Consider the following 23,747-nt stretch of genomic DNA (forward strand, 5'->3'; position numbering starts at 1 on the left):
CATCAATGAGGCAGGACTCCCTGCGTCAAAAAATCGCAAAACCATGCCAATGACCTAGCCGAAAAGCCCTGCCGACGCCGCCAATGCGAAAATCGCGCTCCCGGCGAGCGAACGCCTCACTTTCACATTTCCGAAGTCGGACTTTTGCAAGAGGCTCGCATGCGCTGCAAGAGAATGGCTATCGGACGGTTTTTGCCATCGATGAAAGACGGTTTGCTAATATCGACGAATCCTTTGGCTTCGATCAAATCGTCGGCCCTAAGGCGGGGGCGCTGGATTTCTTACTACAGCGCATGAACGATACTCCCCTGACGAATTTGCTACTTCAGACGCGACTCGCCCAATGGGTCCTTCCGTTTTCTTACCTCAACACGGCATCTCATGCGAATTACAATTCACGAGGTTTCGTCGAGGAGGCTGTTGCGGGCAGCACCGAAACGAAACCGCTGTTTCTTGCAGTTCACTTCGAGTCGGCACATTTCCCCTTTAAAACCCGTCATGCCGCTCGGAAAATAGACTATTCGAATGATTTTATGGCTCGACATGTTGCAGCACTGACGGGGGTGGACGCCCAAGTGGGGCACTTGGTATCGCTGCTTGCCGCACGCGGAAGGCTTGAAAACGCCCTCGTGATCGTCCTCTCGGACCATGGCGAAGGACTGGGGGAAATCGAAGCGCAAACAACACGCGTCGGAGAACCTTACCTTGTGAGGGGATTCGGTCATGGCGGCAGCGTGCTCAGCGAGCATCAAAACCGGGTTGTTCTTGGTTTGATTCGGTTCCAGGGCGGGCAGCCCGTAGATGCCCCAGGTTTGCATCGAAACGATCTGGTTTCCCTCACGGATGTAAGAGACGTAATCGAACGTTTTGCATCCAGGGGCGAGATTCATCTCGAACCGAAGACAAACAGGTGCATCCTTTCCGAAACCGGATTGCGCTTCCGCGCCGCTGCAGACTACAAGACCTTGAACCCAGCCGAACTGGCAGCCGAAAGCGCGAACCATTACGAGATTGACGATGCCGGACGGATGCGGCTACGTGAAGACCGTCTGGCCCTCCTCGTTGCAGCGAAGGATGTGGCACTGAGGTGTACAAACAAGCTCACATATTTTTCGAACGTAGAAAATCGTCATTTTGCCTACTCGATCGATGCCAGCAGACGTTTGACAGAAATAGAGCCAGAAAAAACGGACGTCGCCCGCATCGAGGCATACCGCCAGAAGCTGGCCGATACTGCACACCCTTACTAACTTTCTCGTAAGTATGTCAGGAGGGCGTACGCGCGCGCTTCCGACTCGTCAAAGTAGCTGCAATAAATACGATCGCGTCCCTACTGGAGGACAGGCAATAAAAGTCATGTCGGCACGCGACGCCAAAAACCATTTCGGCGAGTTCCTTGACGCGGCTAGGAGGGAACCTGTCGTCGTCACCAAGAACGATCGTCCGGTCGGGATCATGATCTCCATCGAGGACGCCGCCGACATCCTGCTGCCGGAATTCCTGCTCGACAAGGATCCGGGATACGGCGGCTGGCTCTTCGGCAAGGTTTCGGCGACCCTCGCGCGCGTCGACGCGAAGGAGGCCCGCCTCCACGACCACGACGAGGCGATGGCCCGGCTGCGGGAGCGCCTGCGGGAACGCCGTCAATTGCCGATTGCTCACAGCCGAACCCCCTCACGATCGATGTTGTGCAGCAGAGTGGGATTCGAGTAGTTCTCAGGGTGCTCCCATTCATCGAGCCAGACCGGAAGTGGCGAGATGAGGATGCCTGTTTCGAGCAGAACATCGAAAGCGACATCCCCCATATCCAGCTTGGCGGTCAGGAAACGCTGATGCTCGCCGCGCAACAGCACGGCCACATCCGCATCGCTGTCCGGGCGGTGCGTACCCCGAGCACGGCTGCCATAGACGATGGCTCCGGCGACGTCATAGCGAGTGGCGATCAAGGTAAGGAAGCGGCGGACGGCTTCCTCGGTGTCATGGTCGATGCGATTCATACGAACCCCACAATGAAAGCCGGTTTTACGGCTTGGGCGACGTGTGGATCGAGAAGAAGATTCAAGGCCGCTCCCCACCCCTGAACAACGGGGCGACTTCCTCGTTGCGCGCGTCGAGGGTGTCGGGCACCTCGAACCCGCCCTTGGCTACGCCGATGCGCTTGCCTGCCGGGACGGTAGCCAGCGGCAGGAAAAGCGTCAACGGCGAGTCGGGCAGAGCGATGAAGCCATGATGCAGGTAGAAGGCCGCCGCCGCTTCATCCTTCGCATCGACCATCAAAGCGTAGGCGGCAATCTCGGAACGTGCGGCACGGTCGAGCGCATCGGCCAGCAACGCACCGCCCAGACCTTGCCCCTTGAAAGCCTGATCGACGGCCAAGCGGCCCATGCGAACCGCTGGCACGGTCGGATATCGCGGCAGCTTCTTGCCGGTGCTAGCCGGAAGATCGGCCAGCAGCAGGCTTGCTGACGCCAAGGTGTAGTAGCCCGCGATGCGCTGCCCCTCAGCCAGCGCCACGAAGCAGGCGGCCACGCGGCGGCGAACGTCCTGGGTGACTTGTTCCCGCAAGTAGCGGTCCAGCGGTTCGGAACCACTGTTGAACGTGGTACGGCCATGCGCGGCATCGAGCAGCGCGAGTTGGAACAGCGCGCTGCTCATTCAGCGCGCAACAGCTTGCTGCGACGAGCGAAGGCACGCTCCAAAGCCGGCGACGGTTGCGGCGGCGACAGCAGCGCCCGTGCAAAGCACTCCTGATCAGCCAGCGAAAGGCGGATGACTTCGGCCTGCTCGATGGCGCGTTGCGCGGCGTCCTGGACGGCAGCGACCACGAAATCGGTCATCGTGCGCCCTTGAAGTTCAGCGGCGCGCTTGAGCATCGCATGCAGATCGGTGCTGATCCGGGCTTCGAGGCGGGCGGTAGAAATGGCTGCAGGCATAGTGTTGTCCTCCTTGGGTAGTTATACGGCAAATTGCCGTACCGCCACAACCCTTAACGTACGGTTTTTCCCGTTTTCTGAGGCGACCCCTACTACATCGAAGCGGGTCCGGCAACGGCCGTTGTTCTTGACCAGATAGTTGAAAACACGCGCACTCGCATCAAACATCCCCTTTTTGGGGAGTATGATCCCCTTTATGAGGATGAATATTTCCGTCGCCGATGCACTCTTTTCCGGCCTGCAGCAGCGCCTGCTCGGGCTGCTGTTCGGCCAGCCTGACCGCTCGTTCTACGGCAACGAGCTCCTTCGCCTGACCGCCACCGGGCGGGGCGCCCTGCAGCGTGAGCTCGAAAAGCTCGTGGCGGCCGATCTTGTGACCGTCACCGCGGTCGGCAACCAGAAGCATTACCAGGCCAATCCCGCCTCCCCGGTGTTTGCCGAACTGCGCGGGATCGTCCTGAAGTCCGTGGGGCTCGCCGACGTGCTGCGGGCAGCGCTGGCCCCGCTGGCCGATCGCATCACGCTTGCCTTCGTGTTCGGATCGGTCGCCCGCGGCACCGACACGGCCGCGAGCGACATCGATCTGATGATCGTCGCCGAGGGGCTCGGCTACACCGATCTATTCGAAGGCCTGGCCGCAGCCGAGCAAACCCTCGGGCGCAAAGTGAACCCGACGCTCTACACCCCGGCCGAACTGGCCGAGAAGATCCGCACCGAAAACAACTTCGTCCTGCGGGTGCTGGAACAACCAAAAATCTTTCTGACAGGAAGCGAGCATGACCTCCCCGCTCGATAACCTCGTCCGCCTCAGCAAAGGGGGCTTGAAGGTCGAGATTCTGTAGGCTGGAAATGGTCTTTTTCTTTGGTGCGCCCTCCTCGCGGTACACGCGTCCGTTCGCCTTGCCGAAATGGACAAAGTAGCTACAATAAACACAATCACATCCCTACTGGAGGAGTTGAGCATGAAAGTCATGTCGGCGCGCGACGCCAAAAACCATTTCGGCGAGTTCCTCGACGCGGCCCGGAGGGAACCTGTCGTCGTCACCAAGAACGACCGTCCGGTCGGGATCATGATCTCCATCGAGGACGCCGCCGACACCCTGTTGCCGGAATTCCTGCTCGACAAGGATCCGGGATACGACGGCTGGCTCTTCGGCAAGGTTTCGGCGACCCTCGCGCGCGTCGACGCGAAGGAAGCCCGCCTCCACGACCATGACGAGGCGATGGCCCGGCTGCGGGAACGCAGGGCCGGCAAGACCGCGTAAGGATGGGGATCGTCTGGACGGAAGAGGCGATCGGCGACCTCGAAGAGATCCTCGCGTACTACTACGCCGAAGCCGGTCCGGCAACGGCGCAGGCGGTCCAGGAGCGCCTCGTCACCGAAATCGTGGCACTCACGACATTCCCCGAGAGGATCCGCACGAGCGGCCGCGTCCCCGGCGCCCGGGAACTTGTGGTGCGGCGCCTCCCGTACGTGGTCTTCGTCAAAGTGGTCCCCGCCGGCGTCGTGGTGCTCAACGTGGTACACACGGCGAGGAAGTTTCCAGAGTAATTACGCACGAGGGCACCTCGAACTCGCCCTTGGCTGCGCCCGCGGACTCCGCCTTCGTCCAGCTCTTGCGCCGCTCGTGAAGATGCGTATATTGACGCATAATGTCATCTTTTCTGATGATGGTGCTCGCATGAGAACGACTGTCACGATCGATGATGATCTGTACGAAAAGGCCCTGGAAGTGGCCGATCCGGCTATGGACAGGGCCGATCTCTTCCGCGAGGCGATGAAAACTTTCGTGCGAGTACAAGCCGCCAAGCGCCTTGCTGCGTTGGGGGGCACCATGCCGGAGATGCAGGATGTGCCGCGACGGCGCGGCGAGCCCTCGCAATGAAGGGTGTCCTGGTCGACACATCGGTATGGGTTGACCACTTCCGACAACGCAATGATGTTCTGGTGGACTTGCTCGATTTGGACCTGGCGCTGACGCATCCAATGGTCCTGGTCGAACTTGCCTGCGGAACACCACCCGCACCGCGAGTTCGGACACTCAGCGACATAGGGCTCCTTCAACAGACGCAACAGGCGAGTTTGCGCGAGGTGATGGACTTCATTGAACGCGAAAAACTGTATGGGCTTGGGTGCGGGCTGGTTGACATGGTTTTGTTGGCGTCAACGCTGATCACACCGGGCGCAGAGCTGTGGACACTGGACAAGCGCTTGGTCGCGCTGTCAGAACGGTTCGGCGTGATGCATCGGTCGATCTTGCAGTAGAAGCGCGACGATCAGGCGGCTCGACTCCATCCCGATCGGCCATTCAACGAGAAGATGGTGCGCTTCTATCAGGGGATTTCCGAAACACGCCTCACGCCCCCGCCAAGGCTGCCGGGCGGCCGAAGTGGAAGCCCTGGTAGAAATCGAAACCGAGCGCGCGGCAGCGGCGGGCGCGTTCGGAGGTGTCGACTTTCTCGGCGAGCAGCCGCGCCGGGTAGAGCCGCAGGCGGCGCACCAGCCGTTCGAGCGCGTCGGGATCGAGCTGCGGCACGTCGATCTTGATGATGTCGACGAGCCCGAGCAGCGGTTCACAGGCGGGCGTGATCGCGCAGAAGTCGTCGAGCGCGAGGCGATAGCCGAGGTGCTTGAGTTCGGCGCAGCGGTGCACGATCGCTTCGTCGACTTTGATCGTTTCGAGCAGTTCGAGGACGACGTCCTCTTTCGGCAGGCGTTCGACGCCGCGCCCGAGCAGGGTTTCGGCGTCGAGGTTGACGAAGGCGGCGCAACCGCCCATGACGCTGTGCACGCCGAGCCGGCCGAAAACGCGCGCGATCACCTGCGCGGTGGCGCGGGCGCCGTCGCTGACTCTTGCCTCGCCCGATCCGTCGTCGCGGAACAGCAGTTCATAGGCGATCACATTGCGCTTCTTGTTCAGGATCGGCTGACGCGCGACGAACACTTCGTTCTGGCTGCCCATGATTGTCTCCGTTGGCGTGGTTCGCGGCGGCATGTGTTGCCTCGACCGCCCTGCCCGGTGCTTTCCGGGCCATGACTGCATTCTTCCCCACTCCGGCTGAACGACTCCTGAAGGCGGCATTCAGTGCGCGTTCACTCTGAAAAAAATGACCAGACTCGATTTTTCTTCCTCGCAATAGGACGGAAACGAGAGGATGCCACCGTCCGGAGAAACCGCCCTGTCCTCGAATTGCGGGCGGATGCCGTATTGCCGCCGTCGATTCGGTATTGCATCAGGCCTGATGCAAACAGCGGGCCCGCCAGAAAACGCCTGCCTGGCACCGTTCGTAGCGCCCCTGGACGCTCGACGGCCGCGCCAGCGGAACGGTGGGCTTGCCGCAAACGTTTTATTTGTCAGGACACCATCCGGACGTTACCATCATTCAAGTCAGAGACTGGAGGCTGCCCATGACCACCTTGAACCAATCGAAAACCGAACGGATCGATGTCCGGGCGAGCGGCCCCGTCAAGCAGCTCCTGCAGGAAGCAGCGCGTGCTTGCCACAAGAACGTCAGCGAGTTCCTGCTCGATGCCGGCGTGACTGCGGCCAACCAGGCGTTGGCCGACCGTCGCCGTTTCGTTCTCAACGACGAGCAGTGGCAGGCATTCCAGCAGGCGCTGGATCGCCCGGTGCAGGCCAAACCGCGCCTGAAGAAACTGCTCACCGAACCTGGAGTGCTGCGTTGAGTGCAGCATATGAGCCGATATGCAAACTCAGTGCTGCAGACGCCGTCGAAGGTTTCGACTGTGGTCAGCCAGCACTGAATAAGTTTCTGCACCAGTACGCGCTGGTCAACCAGAAGGCCAACAGCGCGCAAACCTACGTCTGCCGCAGTGCCGGTGAGGTCGTCGGTTTCTACAGCCTCGCGGTAGGCAGCGTTGATCCCGAGTCGGCACCTGCGCGGGTGATGAAAGGCCTCGCTCGACACCCTGTCCCGGTGATGATTCTCGCGAGGCTGGCGGTGGACAAAAATCATCAGAGCAAAGGGCTGGGTCAAGCGCTGCTCAAGGATGCCCTGCAGCGCACCGCCCAGGCGGCCGACATCGCGGGCATTCGATGCTTGCTGGTGCACGCGAAGGACGACGCGGCGCGGCAGTGGTACGAGTCCTGGGAGTTCGAGCCGAGCCAGACCGACTCTTATCATTTATTCTTGATGCTCAAGGACTTGAAGGCTTTGTTAACGTGAAGACCCCCGGGGTCGAGGCTCCCGAATCAGGGATGTCGTAACAGACGCTCACCGCAAGTGCTCTCCAGAAGTACGTTCCTGTCGGTTGGCCGTAATGGAGATGCGAGATGGAAAAATCCACGGCGGAAAAACCCGAGGCAATCCCCGTTTCACTGATATTGAGCGGCGGCCTGGCGCTCGGCGCCTATCAGGCGGGCGTTCTGGAAGCGTTCGACGAGTCGGGGCTGCTCGACACCGTGGCGGCCGCGGGATCCTCGATCGGCGCACTGAACAGCGCCCTGTTCGTCGGCAATCCACCGGACAGGCGAAGCGCGCGGGGCTGCTACGGTGCGGTTTTCACGATCGACGCGACGGTTTCGTCGATGAGCCGGCGCGCGATGCTGAAGGGATGGGGCAGGCGCGGCAGGCGGTCGATGCCGAACCAGTCGGCAGCTTCGATCTCGCCGGGCTGCGGGACGATCTCGCCGCTGACGTAGTCGGCGACGAAGGCGATCATCAGCGAGTGCGGGAAAGGCCACGGCTGGCTGTCGAAATAGCGCAGGTTCGTGATCTCGACGCCGACCTCTTCGCGCACTTCGCGCTCCAGCGTCTGTTCGAGCGTTTCGCCGGGCTCGACGAAGCCGGCGAGCGCGCTGTACATGCCTTCCGGGAAATGCGGCGAGCGTGCAAGCAGCAGTTCGCGCCCGCGCCGCACCAGCCCCATCACCGCCGGCGACAGGCGCGGATAGCCCGCAAGCCCGCAATCCGGGCACACACGCGCCCGCTCCCCCTGCTTCAGCGCCGTCGCCGAACCGCAGCGGCCGCAATACCGGTGCGTGTCGTCCCACTCGATGATCTGGACCGCGCGCCCGGCGATCGTCAGCACCGTTTCGTCGATCCGCCCGAAAAGCCTTCGCAGGCCCTGCCATTCGACGTGTTCGGCCAGCTCGGGCGGCGCTTCAGCCGCAGCCGTGAAGCAGTCCCGCTCGCCGAGCCGGCCGAGATAGTGGCGGCAGCGCGCGGCGGCGACACCCAGTTCCTCCAGTTCGCCGCGGCTCGGGACGCGCGCTGACTCGCCTTCGCTGATCACGAGCAGACGGCCCGCGTTGAACACGAACCACAGGTCGCTGTCGCTCGCCTGCGGAGGTTCGGTGATTCCCGGCACAAAAGTGTCCATGCGCATTGGTTGATTCCCGCTGTTCATCATCGCTGGGCGACAGTCTCCACGCTTTGCGCGGCGGCCGGAAGTGCCGGCGCATCTTCAGGACGGCGCACGCTCGCGCGGCAGAAGCATGCCGAACGTCGTGACGCCATCGGCCGACTCGGCGCTCATCGTTCCGCCGTGCGCCTCGACGATCGCGCTAGTGATCGCGAGCCCGAGCCCCGCCCCTTCGCCGTGGCGCTGCCGGTCGGCGCTGGCACGATGGAAGCGCTCGAAGACCCGCGACAGCTGGTCGGCAGCGATCGTGTCACCGTGGTTTCGCACGCGCAGCGCGACTTGGGGGCCTTCGTCCGCGATCGTGATTTCGATCGTCCCGCCCGCATGCGCATGGCGGATCGCGTTCGACAGCAGATTCGAAATCGCGCGGCGCAGCATCAGCGCGTCGCCGCGCACCCGCGCGTCGCCGCGCACGTCCATCTTCACGCCGCGCTCCTCCGCGAGCGCTTCGTAGAACTCGACGAGGGCGCGGGCCTCGGTGGCGAGCGCGACCGTTTCGTCGGGATGCGGCAGGCGGCCGTTCTCCGCTTTCGCGATGAACAGCATGTCGCCGACCATGCGCGCGATGCGCTCGTATTCCTCGAGGTTCGACGCCAGCACGTCGCGGTATTCGTCGGCGCTGCGCGGGCGCGACAGGCACACCGCGGTCTGCGTCATCAGGTTCGAGACCGGCGTGCGCAGCTCGTGCGCGATGTCGGCGGAGAAGTCGGAAAGACGCTGGAACGCGGACTCGAGGCGGTCGAGCATGCCGTTGAGCGCTTCGACGAGCTCATGCACTTCGGTCGGCGCATCGGCCTCGGCCAGGCGCTCGCCGAGCCGCTCGGCCGACAGGCCGCCAGCGGTCGCGGTGACCCGGCGCAATGGCGCCAGGCCGTGATGCGCCGCCCACCAGCCGAGCATCGCCGCAACCGCCGCCGCGACCGAGATGCCGAGCCACAGCCCGCGGCGCATCGTGTCGAGGAATTGCGCGTGGTGCGTGATGTCGAGCCCGACCAGCGCGGTGACGCGGCTGCCCTCGCCCGCCGCGGACGGCAGCGCGAACGTCCTTTCCCTGCCGACGTAATGGCGCCCGTCCTTTTCCCAGCTCGCGACGCCCGCCGGCAGGCGCTGCCCCGCGAGCTGCGGCGCGCCGAAGTGGCCCGGATGGACGACGTAGATGATGCTGCCTTCGGCGTCGCGCAGCAGCACGCCGACCATGTCGTGGCCGACGAGCGCGTCATCGAGGCGCTGCGCAAGCGTGTCGCACGCCTCGGACGTCACGGAGGTCAGCAGGTGGTTCTCGATCAACGCGAGCTTGCCGAGCAGCTCATGGCTGTCGAGTTCGACGAAATGCGCCTCGACTGCGCGCCCGAGCACCACGCCGACGACGATCAGCAGGCTCGCCGCCAGCGCTGCGAACAGCAGCGCCAGCCGCGCCGTCAGCGACAACGGGCGCTTCACGGCGTCTGCGGCGCTTCGAGCACGTAGCCCATGCCGCGCACGGTGCGGATCAGCTTCGGCTCGAACGGGTCGTCGACTTTCGCGCGCAACCGCCGCACCGCGACTTCGATGACGTTGGTGTCGCTGTCGAAATTCATGTCCCACACCTGCGACGCGATCAGCGAACGCGGCAGCACTTCGCCCTGGCGGCGCAGCAGCAGTTCGAGCAGCGCGAACTCCTTCGACGTCAGGTCGACCTTCACGCCGGCGCGCGTCACCCGCCGACGCAGCAGGTCGAGTTCGAGGTCGCCCGCGCTGTAGATCTCCGGCTCCTTCGCCTTGCCGCGGCGCAGCAGCGTGCGCACGCGCGCCAGCAGCTCGGAAAACGCGAACGGCTTGACGAGGTAGTCGTCGGCGCCGAGCTCCAGCCCCCGCACGCGGTCCTCGACCTGGTCGCGCGCGGTCAGGAACAGCACGGGCACATCGCGCCCGCTGCGCCGCACCGTCTGCAGCACGCCCCAGCCGTCGAGCGACGGCAGCATCACGTCGAGCACCATCAGATCGTAGTCGCCGTCGAGCGCGAGATGCAGGCCGTCGAGCCCGTCGCGCGCGAGATCGACGACGAAGCCCGCCTCGGCCAGCCCCTGGCGCAGGTAATCACCGGTTTTCGGCTCGTCCTCGACGATCAGGATTTTCATTGCTCGTGTCCCCACTCTATCCGCCGCTGCGCGACCGCGAGCACATTCTGCCTTGGCACACGTCTGCACGAGCGGAGATTACAAAGATGTAATCGGCGCGTCAGCATCACGCCCACCCCCCGCTGAACCGGGTGACGAACGCGTCGGGTGGCTCGATCACCAGCGACTCGGTCTGGCCCCCGGGTGAAGCCGGCTCGGTTAGCCGAGATTCGTAGGCAACGGAGAAAAGAGTAGAAAAGCTTGCGCATCTCTAAAACGTTTCGTATTATTCGCTTCACAAACTCATACTGAAACAACTTTAGAGGGCAATATGGCAAACCTCCCGACCTTCGAAAACGTCCGCACCAGCGCCACTGCGCTGCTTTATTGCATCGCTCACACGCTAGACCTCCAGGTCCGGCAAGGCGGTGGGGCTGCTCTCCTAGGGATAGAGCCTTCCTTGCCGATGCAGGCCTGGCCGGCATATCAGGATTTCGATCTGTCCAGCATCGATAGCATGGACGGGCTCGAGACCGCCTACCGCTACGGCGCCTACGGCGAGATCGAAGGTTTCGTCGATGACGACTGCGAGGAGGGAAACCTCGGCCGGCTGAACTCGCTGCTCGAACTGGTCGACGCGAGTTATCTCATCCAGCGGAACTGGGGAGACATCGAAGACGCACACGGACCTCATGATCATGGCGCTGCGTTCCGCCAGATCGTCGAACTGGCCATGGCTCGTTATCAGCTCGATTACGCGCGGCATGTGACCCTGCCGCAGATCGCGCTGCTTGCGGATGTGAACGAGCGAAGCGTCCGAAATGCCCTCCACGCCGCCGGGGAATCCATGCTGGCAGCCACGCGGGATGAATATGGCGTCCTGGTTGTGGAAAAAACCGAAGCGCTTCGCTGGCTACGCGGTCGTCGTAACTTCAAGGAGACCGTGAGAATCGGCTCGTGGGGAAGCGACTTGCCGGGGAAGCTCGATATGGACGAAATCATGCCCTTCCTGCGAAACCGGCTCGAGGAACGGTTCTCGGTGGAGCATTTACGAGAGGTCCTTTCCCTTTCGGACGATGAAGCGGAAAACGGGGGGTTCGACAACGCCGGTAGCTCCTGCGGGTTGTCGGGTGAGCAAGTGCGCAAGTTGTTTGAGCAAGGTATCGACGAGCTCTCGCCGGATGACTGCCCCCTAATTGCGCAGATCCTGCTGATCGACAAGGCATGGCTGACGATGCAGGTAATGCGGGCGCGTTTCCCGGAAGCCATGAAGGAAATCGGACCGAGCCGGCCAACCGTTTCCGACCGTGGGATATCTCCTTTCAACGAGGAGGAAGCAACCCTCGACGTCATGTTGACTGACGCAGGCATCCGAAACGGCTACTTCGACATCGAGCGGCGATACGCCGACCGCCTTTTCCCGGCCGATTGCTTCGGCAGCCGCGGGGGCGATCAGAAGGCCGAGGAAGTGGCGCTTCATCACGATCTGAAAAATTCGCCCTACATGACCGACCTGAGAGTGAAAAGCGAAGCGCTGGTCAGTCCTCGCAAACGGTTCAGCGCTTATTTCACCGCACATTCTGCAAAGGCTGGCGACGTGCTCCGCATCAAGCGAACCGGCGAACGCACCTACGAACTCAACTATCTGGCGAAGTAAGAGGGGGATCAAATGAACAACGAATCTCAAGTCGCTCGATTCATCACCGGCCGCATCGAGGCGACCGGCAAGCTGCAGAAGGACATCGCGGAGAAGGTCGGCTTCGAGAAGCCGAACATGATCACGATGATCAAGCAGGGCAAGACCAAGCTGCCGCTCGACAAGGTCGGGCCGATGGCGAAGGCGCTCGAAGTCGATCCGGTCCACCTCCTGAAGTTGTGCATGGAGGAGTACCACCCGAACACGTGGAAAGCGATCGCGCCGCTCATCGGTGCGGCAGTGATCACCGCCGACGAACGCCGGATGCTCAACGCGCTACGCGCGTGGGCGGGCGGGCCGTTCCTCGCCGCGATGAGCGAGGAGCAAAAGCATTACTTCGAAAACTTCATGGCGTCGCTGCGCGCGCCGTCGTCGATCCAGTGAAGGAGGAAACCATCATGCGTACAAGCGAACACGCCAACATCCGCAGCCAGCAACGCGCTATCGCGCCGATGGTGATCGACCTGCTGCTGCAGTTCGGGACCGCCCAGCCCGCCGGCGACGGGGCATCGAAGGTATTCTTCGACAAAGCCGCGCGGCGCCGGGTCAAGGCGTACGCCGGATCGCTGGCCGGCCTCCTCGACGAGCACCTCGATGTGTACGCGGTGGTCGGCTCGGACAACACCGTCGTCACCGTCGCACACCGGATCGAGCGCATTCAGCGCCACTGACATAGGGAGAATACAAATGCTGATTACCCCCGCCATGCTCGACATGGAAAAAACCATCGAACTCATCGGCGCCCGCCAGGAGACTTTCTTCTACCGGGGAATGCACAAGCGACTGATAGATCATCGCGTCGTCAATGAACAACGCTGGAAGAACATAGCTGGCCCGTTGATTTATGCGGTAACCGACAAGAACGGAGTCATCCGCTACATCGGCAAATGGATCACAGCGTCGGCGCTGCATAGTCGCTGGGTTCGGCACAAGACTATTCACCACCAGGAGCGCGCCCGAAATCTCTACATTGCCGAGCTCGACGCCGGACGCGGCCCGCTCTCGGTCTGGTCGGTTTCCGTGTCGGAACTGAAGTCAAAGCTTCCGGCAAATGTTCAGAAGCGGGCGGATGAGGACGTCGCCGGTGCGCTGGAAGCTCTTTGGATACAAAGGTGGCGCTCCCAATTGTCGTGGAACCAGCGTGGCGAACCAGTACCAGCCGGGTTCGACGATGGAGATTACTGGCGCTGGTCCAAGCAGCCAGCTCAGGCCTGACAGCTCGAAGACATTTCGAGAACGTTCCAAGGGGCGGCGTGGCCGACATACCGCAGCTTCCGTCCGGGCGTGTCTCGTGCCGAGGCGTCCGCCGCGCGCCAACGAGGCGCGAGACACGCCCGGACGGGGGGCGGGCAGAAACCGGCGATGCCGAAAAGGGAAGGATCCGCCGCTACTCGATGATCCCCAGCAGCCGCGCACGATCCACCGCGTGGCGGCGGTTCGCGGCGTTGAGCTTGGCGAGGAGGTTCTTCATGTGCCATTTGATCGTCTCGGCGCCGACATCGAGCATTTTCGCGACTTCCTTGTTCGAGCGGCCGAGCGACAGCGCGCCGAGGATTTCCATCTCGCGCGCGGAGAGCTGCGCCGGGCGGTTTTTCGGGTCCGCCGTTTTGTGCCCGCTCGCTTCCGGCACCCAGCCGAAGCGGCAGCGTTCGGTCGCACGTTCGATGAACGCCGGCGTGATGCCCGCGCCCCTGGCGAGGCCGGAGCGGTCGAGGTCCGGCAGGCATTCGAGCGCCGCCGGCCAGTCGTCGGCGATGAGCCGGACGAGCCGGAAGGATTCGGCGAGGCTCAGCGCCTCGGCGAAGAGCCGCGCCGCGGCATCGTCGCCCGACCCTTCGCAGCACGCGGCAAGCAGCTTGACGGTGAGCTGGTCGCGCCCGCGCCGCAGCCGGGCGGCGATTCCACCCGCGCGCTCCAGCGCGAGCGCGGCCCCCTCGTCGTTGAAATCGAGCAGCGCGACGCGCGCGGCGGCGATCTCGCGGACCAGGCGCAGCTCCGCCTCCAGCCCATGATCCGGACGGTCCGCGCCGGCGACGATCTCGTCGATGGCGCCGAGCAGCATGCGGCACGACACCACCCGGTTGCGGATCGCGTGCTGGCGGAGCTGCTCGCCGAGGCTCGCGACGACAAGGCGCGGCTGGCCGCGCAGCTCGCCGATCGCGGCGAGGCTGTTCAGCGCATCGAACGCCTTCCCCTCGCGACCCTTCTGGTTCTCGTAACGCGCGAGCGTCAGGTAGGCGAGCATCACCGCGTCCGGCAGCGCCGCCTGCTCGATGAGATCGAGCCGGTTCGCGAGCAGCGCGCGCGCTTCGTCTTCGGCGCCGAGCTCCCAGCACGCCGCCGCGAGCCCCGCCGCCTGCATCGCCGCCGGCAGCGAGCGCCAGCCGGTGCTCGCCTCAGCGCGCTCGAGCGCGGCGCGGAAGACACCTGCCGCCTCGCTCGCCTGACCTTCGATCAGGTAGCTCAGGCCGACCGCGAACGCGCCGTACATCGCGTCGTAGAAGTTGCGCGCGCCGCGGCCCCGCCCGTCGGAAATCTGCTGGTAATAGCGCGCGCGGTCGGGGAAGCCGGTATGGATCGCGACGAACGACAAGGTATTGCAGTACAGCGGCCCGAGCTCCGGGTCGTAGCTCTCGATGCAGCCGCGCGCGCGAGTGTAGTCGTCGCAGTGGATCGCGACCGCCGAGCGCACGATGTTCGCCTGCAGCACGATCTCGGGCGTCACGCCCGGCCGCGCGAGGATCACGTCGGTCAGGCGCTCGGCGTCCTGCGGGCGGTAGCACAGCGCGCACGCCCACGCGGCCGTCAGCTGGATGCCTTCGCGCCGCGTGATCTCCTCCGGCGGCAGGCGGTCGAGCCATGCCAGGACCTCGACGATGCGCCCCTGCACGCCGAGGTGGCGCAGGCGCTTCTCGATCCAGTCCATCGCCTGCGTGCGCATGCCGGCAACGAAAGCGTGGTCGGCCGCCTGCTCGAGCATGTTGTGCGCGGCGAACCACTCGGCCGCGGTCGCGTGCAGCACTCGCAGCTCTTCGGCCGGCAGCGCTTCGAGGAGGCTGTGCAGGTACTCGATGAACAGCGGGTGCATGCGGTAGTTGTCGCCGTCGCCGCCGACCGAGGTCACGAGCCCGGTGTTCTGCTCGAGCCGTGACAGGATTTCGCCGCTGTCTGCGACGCCGCTCAGCGCCGCGCACAGCTCGGGATGCTGCGTCTTCAGGATCGACGCGCGCACGAGCATCGCGACGGCGTCCGGCTCCAGGCTTTCGAGCACGAACTGCGAGAAATAGCGCGCGATGTCGCCGGTCGCGCCCGAGAGCCCCGCGACCGTGCCCGCGACGTCGCTTTTTCGCGCCATTGCGGCCGTCGCGATCTGCAACGCCATCGGCCACCCTTCGGTGCGCTCGTGCAGCCGCGCGCAGGTCTCGATGTCGATGTCTTCGCCGAGGCGCCGGCGCAGAAAACCGATCGTGTCGTCGAGGCGCAGGCGCAGGTCCTCGGTGACGAACTGGGTATACAGGCCGTGGGCGTTCAGCTCTTCGACGGCAAACGGCGGATCGGCGCGCGAACTGGCGACGACATGGAAATTCGGCGGCGCGTTGCGGATCAGGTAATAGACGAACTCGACGGCGTGCTCGTCGGACAGCTGGTGCAGGTCATCGATGAGGACGTAGGTCGGGCGCGCGAGTTCGTGGATCTGCACGAGGACTTCGCTCGCGATCCACAGGTCGGCGCCCGACTGGCCGAGCTGGTCGAACGAACGCGCCGGCACGTCGAGCCCGACCGCGACGCGGATCGACGCCACCAGCGCCGGGATGAAGGTCGCGCTGTCGTCGCTCGCGTCGACCGTCAGCCAGGCGACGGCGGCGCCGCTCGCGAGCAGCTCGCGCCGCCACTGCACGAGCAGCGACGTCTTGCCGAAGCCCGCCAGCGACGTGATAACGACCAGCGGCTGCTCGGCCGTCTCGCGCAGGCGCTCGAGCAGGCGCGCCGGCGCGAGCGCCTGCTTGGCCGAATGCGGCGGCATCGTCTTGAGGGCAAAACGATACGGGATTGCTTCGGTGGTCTTGTTCCTCATGCAGCGTCCGTGCGTCGGTGATGCGGGAACGCCACGATAGCAGGTGGTCCCCCGGGGTCGAAGCCTCACGCGTCGGCGGGCGGCCTCGCTCCCGGCACGCTTGCCGACCCTTCCTTGCCGGTATTTTTCGCCCAGAACGCCTGCAGCGCCCGGTCGAACTCGGCAATCGCTTCGGCGGGAACCTGGCTGCCGCATTCGTAGCACGTGCCGTGCATGCGATCGAACCAGCGGCAGCCGCACTGTTCGCACGCGAGTTCCGGGGCGCCGGACGGGTTGTGGAAGATCATCGGCACGCTCCCAGGAAGGCCAGGCCGAGCGTGTCGAGGAACTCCTCGTAGCCCGCGTCCTGCAGTTCGAACTTCGTGCGCAGCACGAAGAACATGATGTTGCCCTGGCGGATCAGGCGCTTGATCGACGACAGCGTGTCGCCGTCGAGCGAGGCGTGCATCACCGTGAGCGCGACGTCGTCGGCGACGAACAGCAGGTCGACCCGCGCGTCCTGGAAGCCCGGATAAGGCTGCACGCTCGCGACCATGCCGCTGCCATCGGCCATCCAGCGCATCATCTCGACGTCGCTGCCGCTGTCGACGAGCCCCGCGACGTGCTTGCCCGGCTGGATGCCGGAGCCCGAGCGCGGCACGAAGCCGACCGACGAGCCCGGAATCATCTCGGTGAAAAGTTCGCAATGCCGGTCGAGCATCGCCTGCCATACGGGCGGTTCGGCAAAAACGCGCGACGCGGTCGCGTGCGGCGCATCCAGTTCAATCTGCATCTGAACCTCCATGCCTCATCGGGAGAATTCCCCTCATCACACTTTCTCCTCGCTCGAACATCCGTCGCGGCAGTAGCGCGCGAGGCCCGTACGGATCTCCGGCGGGATCGGGACCGATTTCATCGTTTCCAGGCAGCACACCACGAGTGTCTGCCGGGCCTTCAGCCGTATTTCGTCGCCGACGCGCCCCTGCACGTCGAGGTCGATCGCGCTGTTGCCGATCTTCGTCACCGTCAGCCCGAGCACCAGCCGGTCGCCGAGACGGCTCGGGCGGGAAAACGTGCAGTCCATCCTGGCCGTCGGGGTTCCCATCTTGCGCACCGTCACGAGTTCCGCGGAATCGACGCCGAGCCCGTCGGTGAACCAGTCCTCGACGAGGCCGTTGAGGAGGACGAAGTACTGCGGATAGAACACGATCCCGGCCGGATCGCAGTGCGCGAACCGGATCAGCTCCTCGCGCTCGAACATCGCCGATGCGGCGCACGGTTCGACGCCCGGCTGGACGTCCCGCTTCGGCGCCGCGGCAGGCCTCGCCGCCGGCCCGAACGGCAGGAAGCCGAGCAGCGTCTTCCACACCGGCGTCATCACTGCCGCCGCCGGTTTCGCACCGGCGTCCGCCAAGCGCGCCCCGCCCCGCGCGTGGCGCGCCGCCCCTTCGGGCACGATCCCTGTCGCCATCGCGTTGCCCAAAGCTGTCATGGTCTTCCTCCTTGCACGAGCCACCGGGACGACCGGGGCTGCTGAACATGGAGTGAATATAACGACGCCCCGTCGCCGCCACCCCCCCCACCCGGGAGGGGTGAAGAGTGCCTGCTCCGTCGCGCCTCAGCGACGGGGGTGCTATCCTTCGCCCCATGAGCACGATCACCTTCGATACGCACAAGTTCGTCAAGCAGCTTGAATCGGCGGGCGTTCCGGCCGCGCAAGCGGAGGCGTTCGTCAACGCCCAGCGCGACATCCTTGCCGAGGCGCTCGATTCCGCGTTGGCGACCAAAGCCGACGTAGCAGATCTCAGATCCGACTTGAAGCTGGAGGCAGCCGGTCTGCGCGGAGAACTGGGGACGATCCGCTGGATGATCGCCGCGCTCATCGCTCTGGCTGTCGCCAATTTCGCCAAGCAGTTCTTCTGACTTACTCAGAAATCAGCAAGTAGGACGACACCGTCGGCCCATATATTCATCGCAATAGATTGAAATCATTGACTTTCCAGCTTGAATTTGTCGCTTAAGTTCCTGTCTTCTGAGTAATTGTTTCTCGCACGTTCATGCGCGACTATGCATTAGCGCATTACGGCGTCTTCGTGAAGTCCGGCTTGCGCTTTTCCTGGAACGCGGTAATGCCTTCGCGCGCGGCGTGGGTGCAGGCGCTCTCGCCGAACGCGCGGTAGCCGACTTCCAGCGCCTCGTCGAGCGTGCGGGCCGAGGCCGCTTCGTGAATCGCGGATTCCATCAGGCGGATGACTTCGGCGCTCAGCACCTGGCCGTTCGCAGCTTTCGGCTCGATGCGGTCGAGCGGCGCGATGTCGATCGCACCGCTCGGAATCCCCGCCACTTTGCCCGACAGCCCTCTGACTCGCGCGACCGCTGCGCGCACCAGCCCCGGGTAGTCGGCGGCGAGTTCGTCGATGACGCCAAGTTCGAGCGCGCGGGCGGCCTTGAGGCGCTCGGCGCGGCGCAGCATGCCGTTGAACTCGCTCGACGCCTGCGGCCAACGCCGGTACGGCACGACCATCGCGCCGATGCCGTGCACGATGCCGAGCGTGACTTCGGGCAGCTGCATCCACGCGTCCTGCAGCGCGACGATGCCGTGGCAGCGGATCGCCAGTTCGAAGCCGCCGCCGAGCACCATGCCGTTGAGCGCGGCGACGACCGGCTTCTTCATGCTGTCCAGATACACCAGGAGGCGCGAGCAGTCGCGCGCGTACTGCGCGGCACCCGCCGCGTCGCCGAGCAGGCGCGGGAAGCGGCCGATGTCGGCGCCGGCGCAGAACGCCCGGTTGCCGTAGCCTGTGATGACGAAACCGGTGACTTCGGCGTCGTGTTCGTGCCGGCGGATCACCGACAGGATCTCGTCCGTCATCTCGTCGTGCAGCGCGTTCATCGCCTCGGGCCGGCGCAGCGTGATGACCTTGACGCCATCGACGTCGTCGACGAGCACGTGGCGCAGAAAGTCCTGGTACGCGGCAAACGCGCGTCGCGGCTCGGGCATTCCCGGCCGCTCCGCGCAGAAGCGTTCGACGATGCGCCCGGTCGTGTCGTCTCCGAGGTCGCGCATCAGATCGAGCGGTCCCTTGCGGAATCCGAGCGCCTGGCGGCAACCGAAATCCAGATCCGCCGGTTCGCCGATGCCGCGGTCGAGGATGTCCGCGCTCTGCGAGAACAGCACGCCGAGCAGGCGCTCGCGCACCGCCGCGGCGGTTTCGGGCGACACCGGCACCGACTTGCCGGGCGCCACCGTGAGCCAGCGATCGACCGAGCGGAAGACCGGCGCAGGTCGGTAGTGCGGGCCTTCGATCTCGGCCTGCAGCGTATTGGTCTCGGTGATGATCGGGTTGCCGTTCGCGAGGTTCAGCACGAAGAACGGGCCGGCATGGACGAACTCGGCGGCGACGCTGTCGATCTCGGCCGCGCTCGCACGCTCGAGCAGCAGCGCGGACTCGTTGCACCAGTTGTCGAAAATCCGGTCGAGCATGAAGCACACGACGTCGTCGGTGACGAGCGGCACTTTGCCGGTGCTGCAGAAGAGCCACCGCAGGTATTCGACGACTGCCGGCTCGGCCTTCTCCCAGCGCACGACTTCGACGACCGGGTTGCGCCACGCCGGGGCGAAGAAGTGCGTCACGGTGGCGCGCTCGGGGTGCCGCAGCTCGGCGAAAATCTGCGCGGCCGGCAGCGAACTGGTGTTCGACGTGATCAGTGCGTCAGGGCGCACAACCGCTTCGACGTCGGCGAAAATCCGGCGCTTCAGCGCGATGTTCTCGGTTGCCGCCTCGAGCACCCAGTCGGCATCGGCGATGTCGCCGTAATCGAGCGTGCCGGCGAGGTTCGCCGTCACCGCTCGGGCTTCGGCTTCGCTCATCTTGCCCTTCGCGACCGCCTTGGCCGCGTAATCGTGGAAGCGCTGCAGCGCGCGGTCGAGCGCCGCCTGCGAGACATCGACGAGAGTGAGCTTCAGCTCCGGCAGCGCGCTCTTGAGGTAGTAGCCGATGTCCGGCCCGATCGTGCCGGCCCCGATGACGGCGACCGCGCGCGGCATGGGGCGGGACGAGCCCGCGAGCAAGGGATTGGCGAACGGGAGTGCCATGCGTGGGTTCCTTTGGTGTCGAGTGGGTCCGTGACCGGATCGCGGCGATGCGAGCCGCTTCCAGCTTTTTGTGTATACAGTATCCCGTACTCTTCCGCGAAAACGCAACTTCAATGTATGCCGGCAATCGCTGCGGCAGATCCTCTGCTCGCTCGCGCCCGCCTGCCGTATGGCCAAACGGCTAGGCGTCGCGCCGCTATGGCGCTCGCTCGACGCCGTGGCGCAGCATGTCCACCATCGCGTCGGCGATCTCCTTCGGCGAGCGCCGGCCTTCGCGATACCAGATGTACACCCAGTTCATGCCGCTGAGCAGCAGCAGGCGCAGCAGCGTCCGGTCGGTGCCGGGCGCGAGCGGCAGCGCGTCGATGAGTTCGCGGTAGATATTTTCGTAGGCTTCGCGCACCGGGCGGATTTTCGCGAACAACCCGTGGTGGCGGATCATCGCGAGGTTGTGACCGGTGACGCGGTCGACCGGAGAGCCGGTCGCGATGCCGCCGACATGGACTTCGCAGGCCCGCATGAGGCGTTCCCACGGATCGCTGGTTTCGCCGATCGCCGCCGTCACCGCTGCCGTCAGGCGCCGGAAGCCTTCGCCGTGCACCGCCAGATAGAGCTCATCCTTCGATGAAAAATAGTGATAGACCGAGCCGGGCAGGAGCCCGACTTTGCGCGCGATGTCGCGGATCGAGCTGCGGTCGTAGCCCTGCTCCGCGAACAGCTCGGCGGCCGCATTGAGGATCACCTGGCGGCGGTCGATCGGTTGGTCGACCGCATCTCCCGCTTCCCGGGACGAGGCACCGCGGACGAGCCGTGCGGTGAGCGCGCCGCGTTCGAGCAGCCCGCGCTGCGTGTCGGTCAGCGCCGCGAGCCCTTCGCCCGAACTGCCGGCAAGCGCCCGCAGACGCTTGACCGCAGTCTCGAGGCCGTGCTTCTGCCAGATATAGCGCACACCGGACGGCGAGATCGGCAGCCCGGCCTGGCGCAGCCGCTCGGCGACCGCGGCCTGGCCGAGCGCCGGCTCATCGCGCGACAGCCGCAGGATCTCGGCTTCGACCGGGGAAGGCTGCGCGGCGCTGTGTTCGGAAACGGTCGGGGACTGAGTCATTGAAACCGGGTCACGGGAGGTCGGATTGGGACAGGATCATAGCGAGCACCGCGGCCCGATGCAGCAAATCGCGCAACTGCCGCGGTACAAGCGCCGGCCGGGAAGCGCTCGCCAAGCCCGTACCCCTCTCCGCCACGATTGCGTTGGCGCATATTCGTCCGCCTTCTCGCCTTTACACGCAAAAAAATACTGTATACAGTATTCATTCATTGGCCTCCCGGCCCCGCATTTGCCCTATAAGGTTCTGCCCATGGTTCCGTCACTCAAACCTGTCGAACGCCCCCTCGCACTCGGCGAGCAGGTGTATCACAAACTGCGTTCGCACCTGCGCAACGGCATGATCGTCGCCGGCCAGCCGCTGCAGGAAGTCCAGCTCGCCGAGCAGCTCGGCGTGTCACGCACACCGGTGCGCGAAGCGCTGCGGCGCCTGTCGAGCGAAGGCCTGCTGGTTTCCGACGGGCGCAGTTTCGTCGTCCCGGCGCTGACCCTCGACGACGTCAACGACATCTACGAGATCCGTTTCCTCGTCGAAACGGCGGCGATCCGCCGCATCGCCGCCTTCACGCAATCACCGGCGATGCGCCGCTCGATCGATGATGCACTCGCCGCGGCGGTGCGCGCGCACGAGGCGAACGACGCCGATGCCTTCCGCGAAGCCAACATCAGCTTTCGCGCCGCGTGGCTCGCGCTGGTGCCCAATCCGCGCCTCGTGCGGATCGTCGAACAGTACGCCGACCACATGCAGCGCATCCGCACGCTGACGCTCGGCGATGCGCAGATCCGCACGATCGTGCTGCGCGGGCTGAACCGCATCACCGCGGCGCTCGCCGTCGGCGATGGCGACACGGCGGCGGCGGCGATGCTCGAACATCTCGGCGAAGCCAAGCGCTCGTTCATCGCCGCGGTCGGCCTCGCCGACGAAGACCCGCAGCACCGGTAACGGGAACGCCCCAGAGGTCGGCCGCACGAACGGCGCCCGGGGACACGAAACGTACAGGAGGAGACAGACGATGCGCAGCAACCGCCACCGCACCCGCGCCCCGAAGCGCGCGCAAACATGAGCTACAAGGCCGAAATTCCGTACGGCGCGTACTGGAGCACGCCGTTCGCGCGCTGGCAGGGCAGCTTCGCGAATCTCCACAGCGTGCGCTTCGCGGCGCACGTCGCGCGCGAGGAGCTGGGCCGGCGCGCGATCGACCCCGCGCTGTTCGACTACGGCGTGCTCGGCTTCTCGGTGCCGCAACAGCATGCGTTCTACGGCCTGCCGTGGCTCACCGGCATGATTGGCGCGACCCGCGCCGGCGGCCCGACAATGATGCAGGCCTGCGCGACCGGGGTACGCACGCTGCTCGCGGCGGCGCAGGAAATCGAGTCGGACATGGCGAGCGTCGCGCTGGCGATCAACTGCGACCGCACGTCGAACGGGCCGCACCTCTATTACCCGAATCCGCGCGGGCCCGGCGGCACCGGGAGCGCCGAAGACTGGGTCATGGACAACTTCGGCTGCGACCCGCTCGGCGGCCATTCGATGCTCGCCACTGCCGAGAACGTCGCGTCCAAACATAGCGTATCGACCGCGCAGCAGCACGAACTGGTGTTGCGGCGGGAACAACAGTACGGCGACGCGCTGCGCGACGATTCGGCGTTCCTCAGGCGCTTCATGACGCTGCCTTTCGCGGTGCCGAGCGCGGACTTCCGCAAGACGGCAGCGACGCTCGACGGCGACGAAGGGACTTCCCGGTCGACGGCCGACGGGCTCGCGAAGCTGCGGCCCGTCATCGACGGCGGCAGCGTGACGTTCGGCGCGCAGACGCACCCCGCCGACGGCAACGCCGCGATCGTCGTCACGACGCCGGACAAGGCGCGCGAACTGTCGGCGGACCCGAAGATCGCGGTCCGCCTGCACGGCTTCGGCCTCGCCCGGACGGAACTTGCGTACATGCCCGAAGCGATGATCCCGGCCGCGCGCCGCGCGCTCGACCAGGCCGGACGCAGCATCGCCGACCTCGCCGCGATCAAGACCCACAACCCGTTCGCGGTGAACGACATCGTCTTCGCCCGCGAGACCGGCGCCGACCTCGCGAGGATGAACAACTACGGCTGTTCGCTCGTCTGGGGGCATCCGCAGGCGCCGATGGGCACGCGCGCGATCATCGAGCTGATCGAGGAGCTCGCGCTGCGCGGCGGCGGCTTCGGCCTCTTCACCGGCTGTGCGGCCGGCGACACGGCGATGGCGGTGGTGATCGAAGTATGTGACGCATAGGCAACGCAAGCTGCACGAGCTCCCCTGACGGGGAGCGACGAGAGGCGCAAAAGCGCCCGGACAGACGTACCCCGACCAGAGTGAAAACGTGTGTTTATAGAGGCGCAAAAAGCGCCCG

General features: G+C 65.0%; 29 protein-coding genes and 1 pseudogene. 17 read left to right on the top strand and 13 right to left on the bottom strand.

The annotated features are described in order from the left end of the window. The first annotated feature begins 83 nt into the window (after positions 1-83). The gene (locus pbN1_RS06295) at positions 84-1,250 is read left to right on the top strand and encodes a sulfatase-like hydrolase/transferase (RefSeq protein ID WP_169202982.1); all 1,167 of its coding nucleotides are present in this window, start codon (positions 84-86) and stop codon (positions 1,248-1,250) included. Positions 1,251-1,356: 106 nt separating this feature from the next. Further along, positions 1,357-1,713: a type II toxin-antitoxin system prevent-host-death family antitoxin gene (locus pbN1_RS06300; protein WP_244857180.1), complete on the top strand. Its 357-nt coding sequence runs from the start codon at positions 1,357-1,359 to the stop codon at positions 1,711-1,713. Here the strand turns inward: pbN1_RS06300 and pbN1_RS06305 are convergent. The 3 genes from pbN1_RS06305 to pbN1_RS06315 all read right to left on the bottom strand — a co-directional run bounded on the left by pbN1_RS06305 (position 1,659) and on the right by pbN1_RS06315 (position 2,933). Further along, entirely contained in the window at positions 1,659-1,997 is a 339-nt protein-coding gene (locus pbN1_RS06305) for a nucleotidyltransferase domain-containing protein (RefSeq protein WP_169202981.1), read from the bottom strand. The genes pbN1_RS06300 and pbN1_RS06305 overlap by 55 nt on opposite strands. Before the next feature lie 61 nt (positions 1,998-2,058). After that, entirely contained in the window at positions 2,059-2,655 is a 597-nt protein-coding gene (locus pbN1_RS06310; RefSeq protein WP_244857181.1) for a GNAT family N-acetyltransferase, read from the bottom strand. Then, positions 2,652-2,933, bottom strand: a complete 282-nt coding sequence (locus tag pbN1_RS06315; RefSeq protein WP_169202980.1) for a type II toxin-antitoxin system TacA family antitoxin — start codon at positions 2,931-2,933, stop codon at positions 2,652-2,654. Before pbN1_RS06315 ends, pbN1_RS06310 begins: the two co-directional genes overlap by 4 nt. Before the next feature lie 139 nt (positions 2,934-3,072). Between pbN1_RS06315 and pbN1_RS06320 the strand changes: the two genes are divergently transcribed. The 5 genes from pbN1_RS06320 (at position 3,073) to pbN1_RS06340 (ending at position 5,199) form a co-directional block, all read left to right on the top strand. Next, positions 3,073-3,729 carry a nucleotidyltransferase domain-containing protein gene (locus pbN1_RS06320; RefSeq protein WP_210147679.1) on the top strand — a complete coding sequence of 219 codons (657 nt, stop codon included), beginning with the start codon at positions 3,073-3,075 and terminating at the stop codon, positions 3,727-3,729. Between the two features lie 166 nt (positions 3,730-3,895). Beyond that, complete coding sequence (locus tag pbN1_RS06325; RefSeq protein ID WP_169202979.1) at positions 3,896-4,198, top strand: type II toxin-antitoxin system Phd/YefM family antitoxin; 303 nt, start codon at positions 3,896-3,898, stop codon at positions 4,196-4,198. Positions 4,199-4,200: 2 nt separating this feature from the next. After that, a complete protein-coding gene (locus tag pbN1_RS06330; protein ID WP_169202978.1) occupies positions 4,201-4,485 on the top strand; it encodes a type II toxin-antitoxin system RelE/ParE family toxin in 285 nt (94 codons plus the stop codon). 130 nt (positions 4,486-4,615) lie between these two features. After that, positions 4,616-4,819, top strand: a complete 204-nt coding sequence (locus pbN1_RS06335) for a type II toxin-antitoxin system VapB family antitoxin (protein ID WP_011236957.1) — start codon at positions 4,616-4,618, stop codon at positions 4,817-4,819. Next, positions 4,816-5,199, top strand: coding sequence for a type II toxin-antitoxin system VapC family toxin (locus tag pbN1_RS06340; RefSeq protein ID WP_169202977.1), 384 nt, complete (start codon positions 4,816-4,818; stop codon positions 5,197-5,199). The genes pbN1_RS06335 and pbN1_RS06340 overlap by 4 nt, the downstream gene beginning before the upstream one ends. Positions 5,200-5,290: 91 nt before the next feature. Here the strand turns inward: pbN1_RS06340 and pbN1_RS06345 are convergent, their stop codons facing one another. Beyond that, complete coding sequence (locus pbN1_RS06345; protein ID WP_244857182.1) at positions 5,291-5,896, bottom strand: EAL and HDOD domain-containing protein; 606 nt, start codon at positions 5,894-5,896, stop codon at positions 5,291-5,293. A 446-nt stretch (positions 5,897-6,342) separates the two neighbouring features. Here pbN1_RS06345 and pbN1_RS06350 point away from each other — a divergent pair, with 446 nt between their 5' ends. The 3 genes and pseudogenes from pbN1_RS06350 to pbN1_RS21125 form a co-directional block, all read left to right on the top strand. Then, positions 6,343-6,621, top strand: coding sequence for a type II toxin-antitoxin system TacA family antitoxin (locus pbN1_RS06350; protein ID WP_169202975.1), 279 nt, complete (start codon positions 6,343-6,345; stop codon positions 6,619-6,621). Beyond that, positions 6,618-7,121, top strand: coding sequence for a GNAT family N-acetyltransferase (locus pbN1_RS06355; protein ID WP_169202974.1), 504 nt, complete (start codon positions 6,618-6,620; stop codon positions 7,119-7,121). Before pbN1_RS06350 ends, pbN1_RS06355 begins: the two co-directional genes overlap by 4 nt. A gap of 107 nt (positions 7,122-7,228) precedes the next feature. Then, positions 7,229-7,483 (top strand): annotated as a pseudogene (locus pbN1_RS21125) (patatin-like phospholipase family protein); the annotation flags it as partial. Here pbN1_RS21125 and nudC read toward each other — a convergent pair. From nudC to pbN1_RS06370, 3 genes are all read right to left on the bottom strand, one after another. Then, complete coding sequence (nudC, locus tag pbN1_RS06360) at positions 7,444-8,283, bottom strand: NAD(+) diphosphatase (protein ID WP_169202973.1); 840 nt, start codon at positions 8,281-8,283, stop codon at positions 7,444-7,446. The pseudogene pbN1_RS21125 and the gene nudC overlap by 40 nt on opposite strands. A gap of 78 nt (positions 8,284-8,361) precedes the next feature. Beyond that, a complete protein-coding gene (locus pbN1_RS06365) occupies positions 8,362-9,759 on the bottom strand; it encodes a heavy metal sensor histidine kinase (RefSeq protein ID WP_169202972.1) in 1,398 nt (465 codons plus the stop codon). Continuing rightward, positions 9,756-10,436, bottom strand: coding sequence for a heavy metal response regulator transcription factor (locus pbN1_RS06370; protein WP_169202971.1), 681 nt, complete (start codon positions 10,434-10,436; stop codon positions 9,756-9,758). The genes pbN1_RS06365 and pbN1_RS06370 overlap by 4 nt, the downstream gene beginning before the upstream one ends. A 310-nt stretch (positions 10,437-10,746) precedes the next feature. On the opposite strand from pbN1_RS06370, the gene pbN1_RS06375 reads away from it, so the two are divergent. Genes pbN1_RS06375 through pbN1_RS06390 form a run of 4 tightly spaced genes read left to right on the top strand, consistent with a single transcriptional unit; the run spans position 10,747 to position 13,326 of the window. Beyond that, a complete protein-coding gene (locus tag pbN1_RS06375) occupies positions 10,747-12,072 on the top strand; it encodes a hypothetical protein (RefSeq protein ID WP_169202970.1) in 1,326 nt (441 codons plus the stop codon). Between the two features lie 12 nt (positions 12,073-12,084). Beyond that, positions 12,085-12,495: a helix-turn-helix domain-containing protein gene (locus pbN1_RS06380; RefSeq protein WP_169202969.1), complete on the top strand. Its 411-nt coding sequence runs from the start codon at positions 12,085-12,087 to the stop codon at positions 12,493-12,495. Positions 12,496-12,509: 14 nt separating this feature from the next. Beyond that, on the top strand, positions 12,510-12,782 hold the full coding sequence (locus tag pbN1_RS06385; RefSeq protein ID WP_169202968.1) for a hypothetical protein: 273 nt from the start codon (positions 12,510-12,512) through the stop codon (positions 12,780-12,782). A gap of 16 nt (positions 12,783-12,798) precedes the next feature. Next, complete coding sequence (locus pbN1_RS06390) at positions 12,799-13,326, top strand: GIY-YIG nuclease family protein (protein WP_169202967.1); 528 nt, start codon at positions 12,799-12,801, stop codon at positions 13,324-13,326. A 172-nt stretch (positions 13,327-13,498) separates the two neighbouring features. On the opposite strand, the gene pbN1_RS06395 is transcribed toward pbN1_RS06390, so the two are convergent. The 4 genes from pbN1_RS06395 to pbN1_RS06410 all read right to left on the bottom strand — a co-directional run bounded on the left by pbN1_RS06395 (position 13,499) and on the right by pbN1_RS06410 (position 17,657). Further along, the gene (locus pbN1_RS06395) at positions 13,499-16,186 is read right to left on the bottom strand and encodes a winged helix-turn-helix domain-containing protein (protein ID WP_169202966.1); all 2,688 of its coding nucleotides are present in this window, start codon (positions 16,184-16,186) and stop codon (positions 13,499-13,501) included. A gap of 65 nt (positions 16,187-16,251) precedes the next feature. Continuing rightward, positions 16,252-16,473, bottom strand: a complete 222-nt coding sequence (locus pbN1_RS06400) for a cysteine protease (protein WP_169202965.1) — start codon at positions 16,471-16,473, stop codon at positions 16,252-16,254. Beyond that, positions 16,470-16,958, bottom strand: a complete 489-nt coding sequence (locus pbN1_RS06405; protein WP_169202964.1) for a hypothetical protein — start codon at positions 16,956-16,958, stop codon at positions 16,470-16,472. The genes pbN1_RS06400 and pbN1_RS06405 overlap by 4 nt, the downstream gene beginning before the upstream one ends. Before the next feature lie 36 nt (positions 16,959-16,994). After that, on the bottom strand, positions 16,995-17,657 hold the full coding sequence (locus tag pbN1_RS06410) for an acyl-CoA thioesterase (RefSeq protein WP_244857183.1): 663 nt from the start codon (positions 17,655-17,657) through the stop codon (positions 16,995-16,997). A gap of 155 nt (positions 17,658-17,812) precedes the next feature. On the opposite strand from pbN1_RS06410, the gene pbN1_RS06415 reads away from it, so the two are divergent. Beyond that, complete coding sequence (locus pbN1_RS06415) at positions 17,813-18,088, top strand: coiled-coil domain-containing protein (RefSeq protein ID WP_169202963.1); 276 nt, start codon at positions 17,813-17,815, stop codon at positions 18,086-18,088. 157 nt (positions 18,089-18,245) lie between these two features. Here the strand turns inward: pbN1_RS06415 and pbN1_RS06420 are convergent, their stop codons facing one another. After that, positions 18,246-20,261 (bottom strand): 3-hydroxyacyl-CoA dehydrogenase/enoyl-CoA hydratase family protein, encoded by a 2,016-nt coding sequence (locus pbN1_RS06420; protein ID WP_169202962.1) that lies wholly within the window; start codon positions 20,259-20,261, stop codon positions 18,246-18,248. A gap of 196 nt (positions 20,262-20,457) precedes the next feature. Next, entirely contained in the window at positions 20,458-21,366 is a 909-nt protein-coding gene (locus pbN1_RS06425; protein ID WP_169202961.1) for a TetR/AcrR family transcriptional regulator, read from the bottom strand. Between the two features lie 250 nt (positions 21,367-21,616). On the opposite strand from pbN1_RS06425, the gene pbN1_RS06430 reads away from it, so the two are divergent. Then, positions 21,617-22,306 carry a GntR family transcriptional regulator gene (locus pbN1_RS06430; protein WP_169202960.1) on the top strand — a complete coding sequence of 230 codons (690 nt, stop codon included), beginning with the start codon at positions 21,617-21,619 and terminating at the stop codon, positions 22,304-22,306. Positions 22,307-22,423: 117 nt separating this feature from the next. Next, complete coding sequence (locus pbN1_RS06435) at positions 22,424-23,629, top strand: thiolase family protein (RefSeq protein WP_169202959.1); 1,206 nt, start codon at positions 22,424-22,426, stop codon at positions 23,627-23,629. The last annotated feature ends 118 nt before the right edge of the window (positions 23,630-23,747 follow it).

The organism is Aromatoleum bremense (assembly GCF_017894365.1).
GTDB lineage: Bacteria > Pseudomonadota > Gammaproteobacteria > Burkholderiales > Rhodocyclaceae > Aromatoleum > Aromatoleum bremense.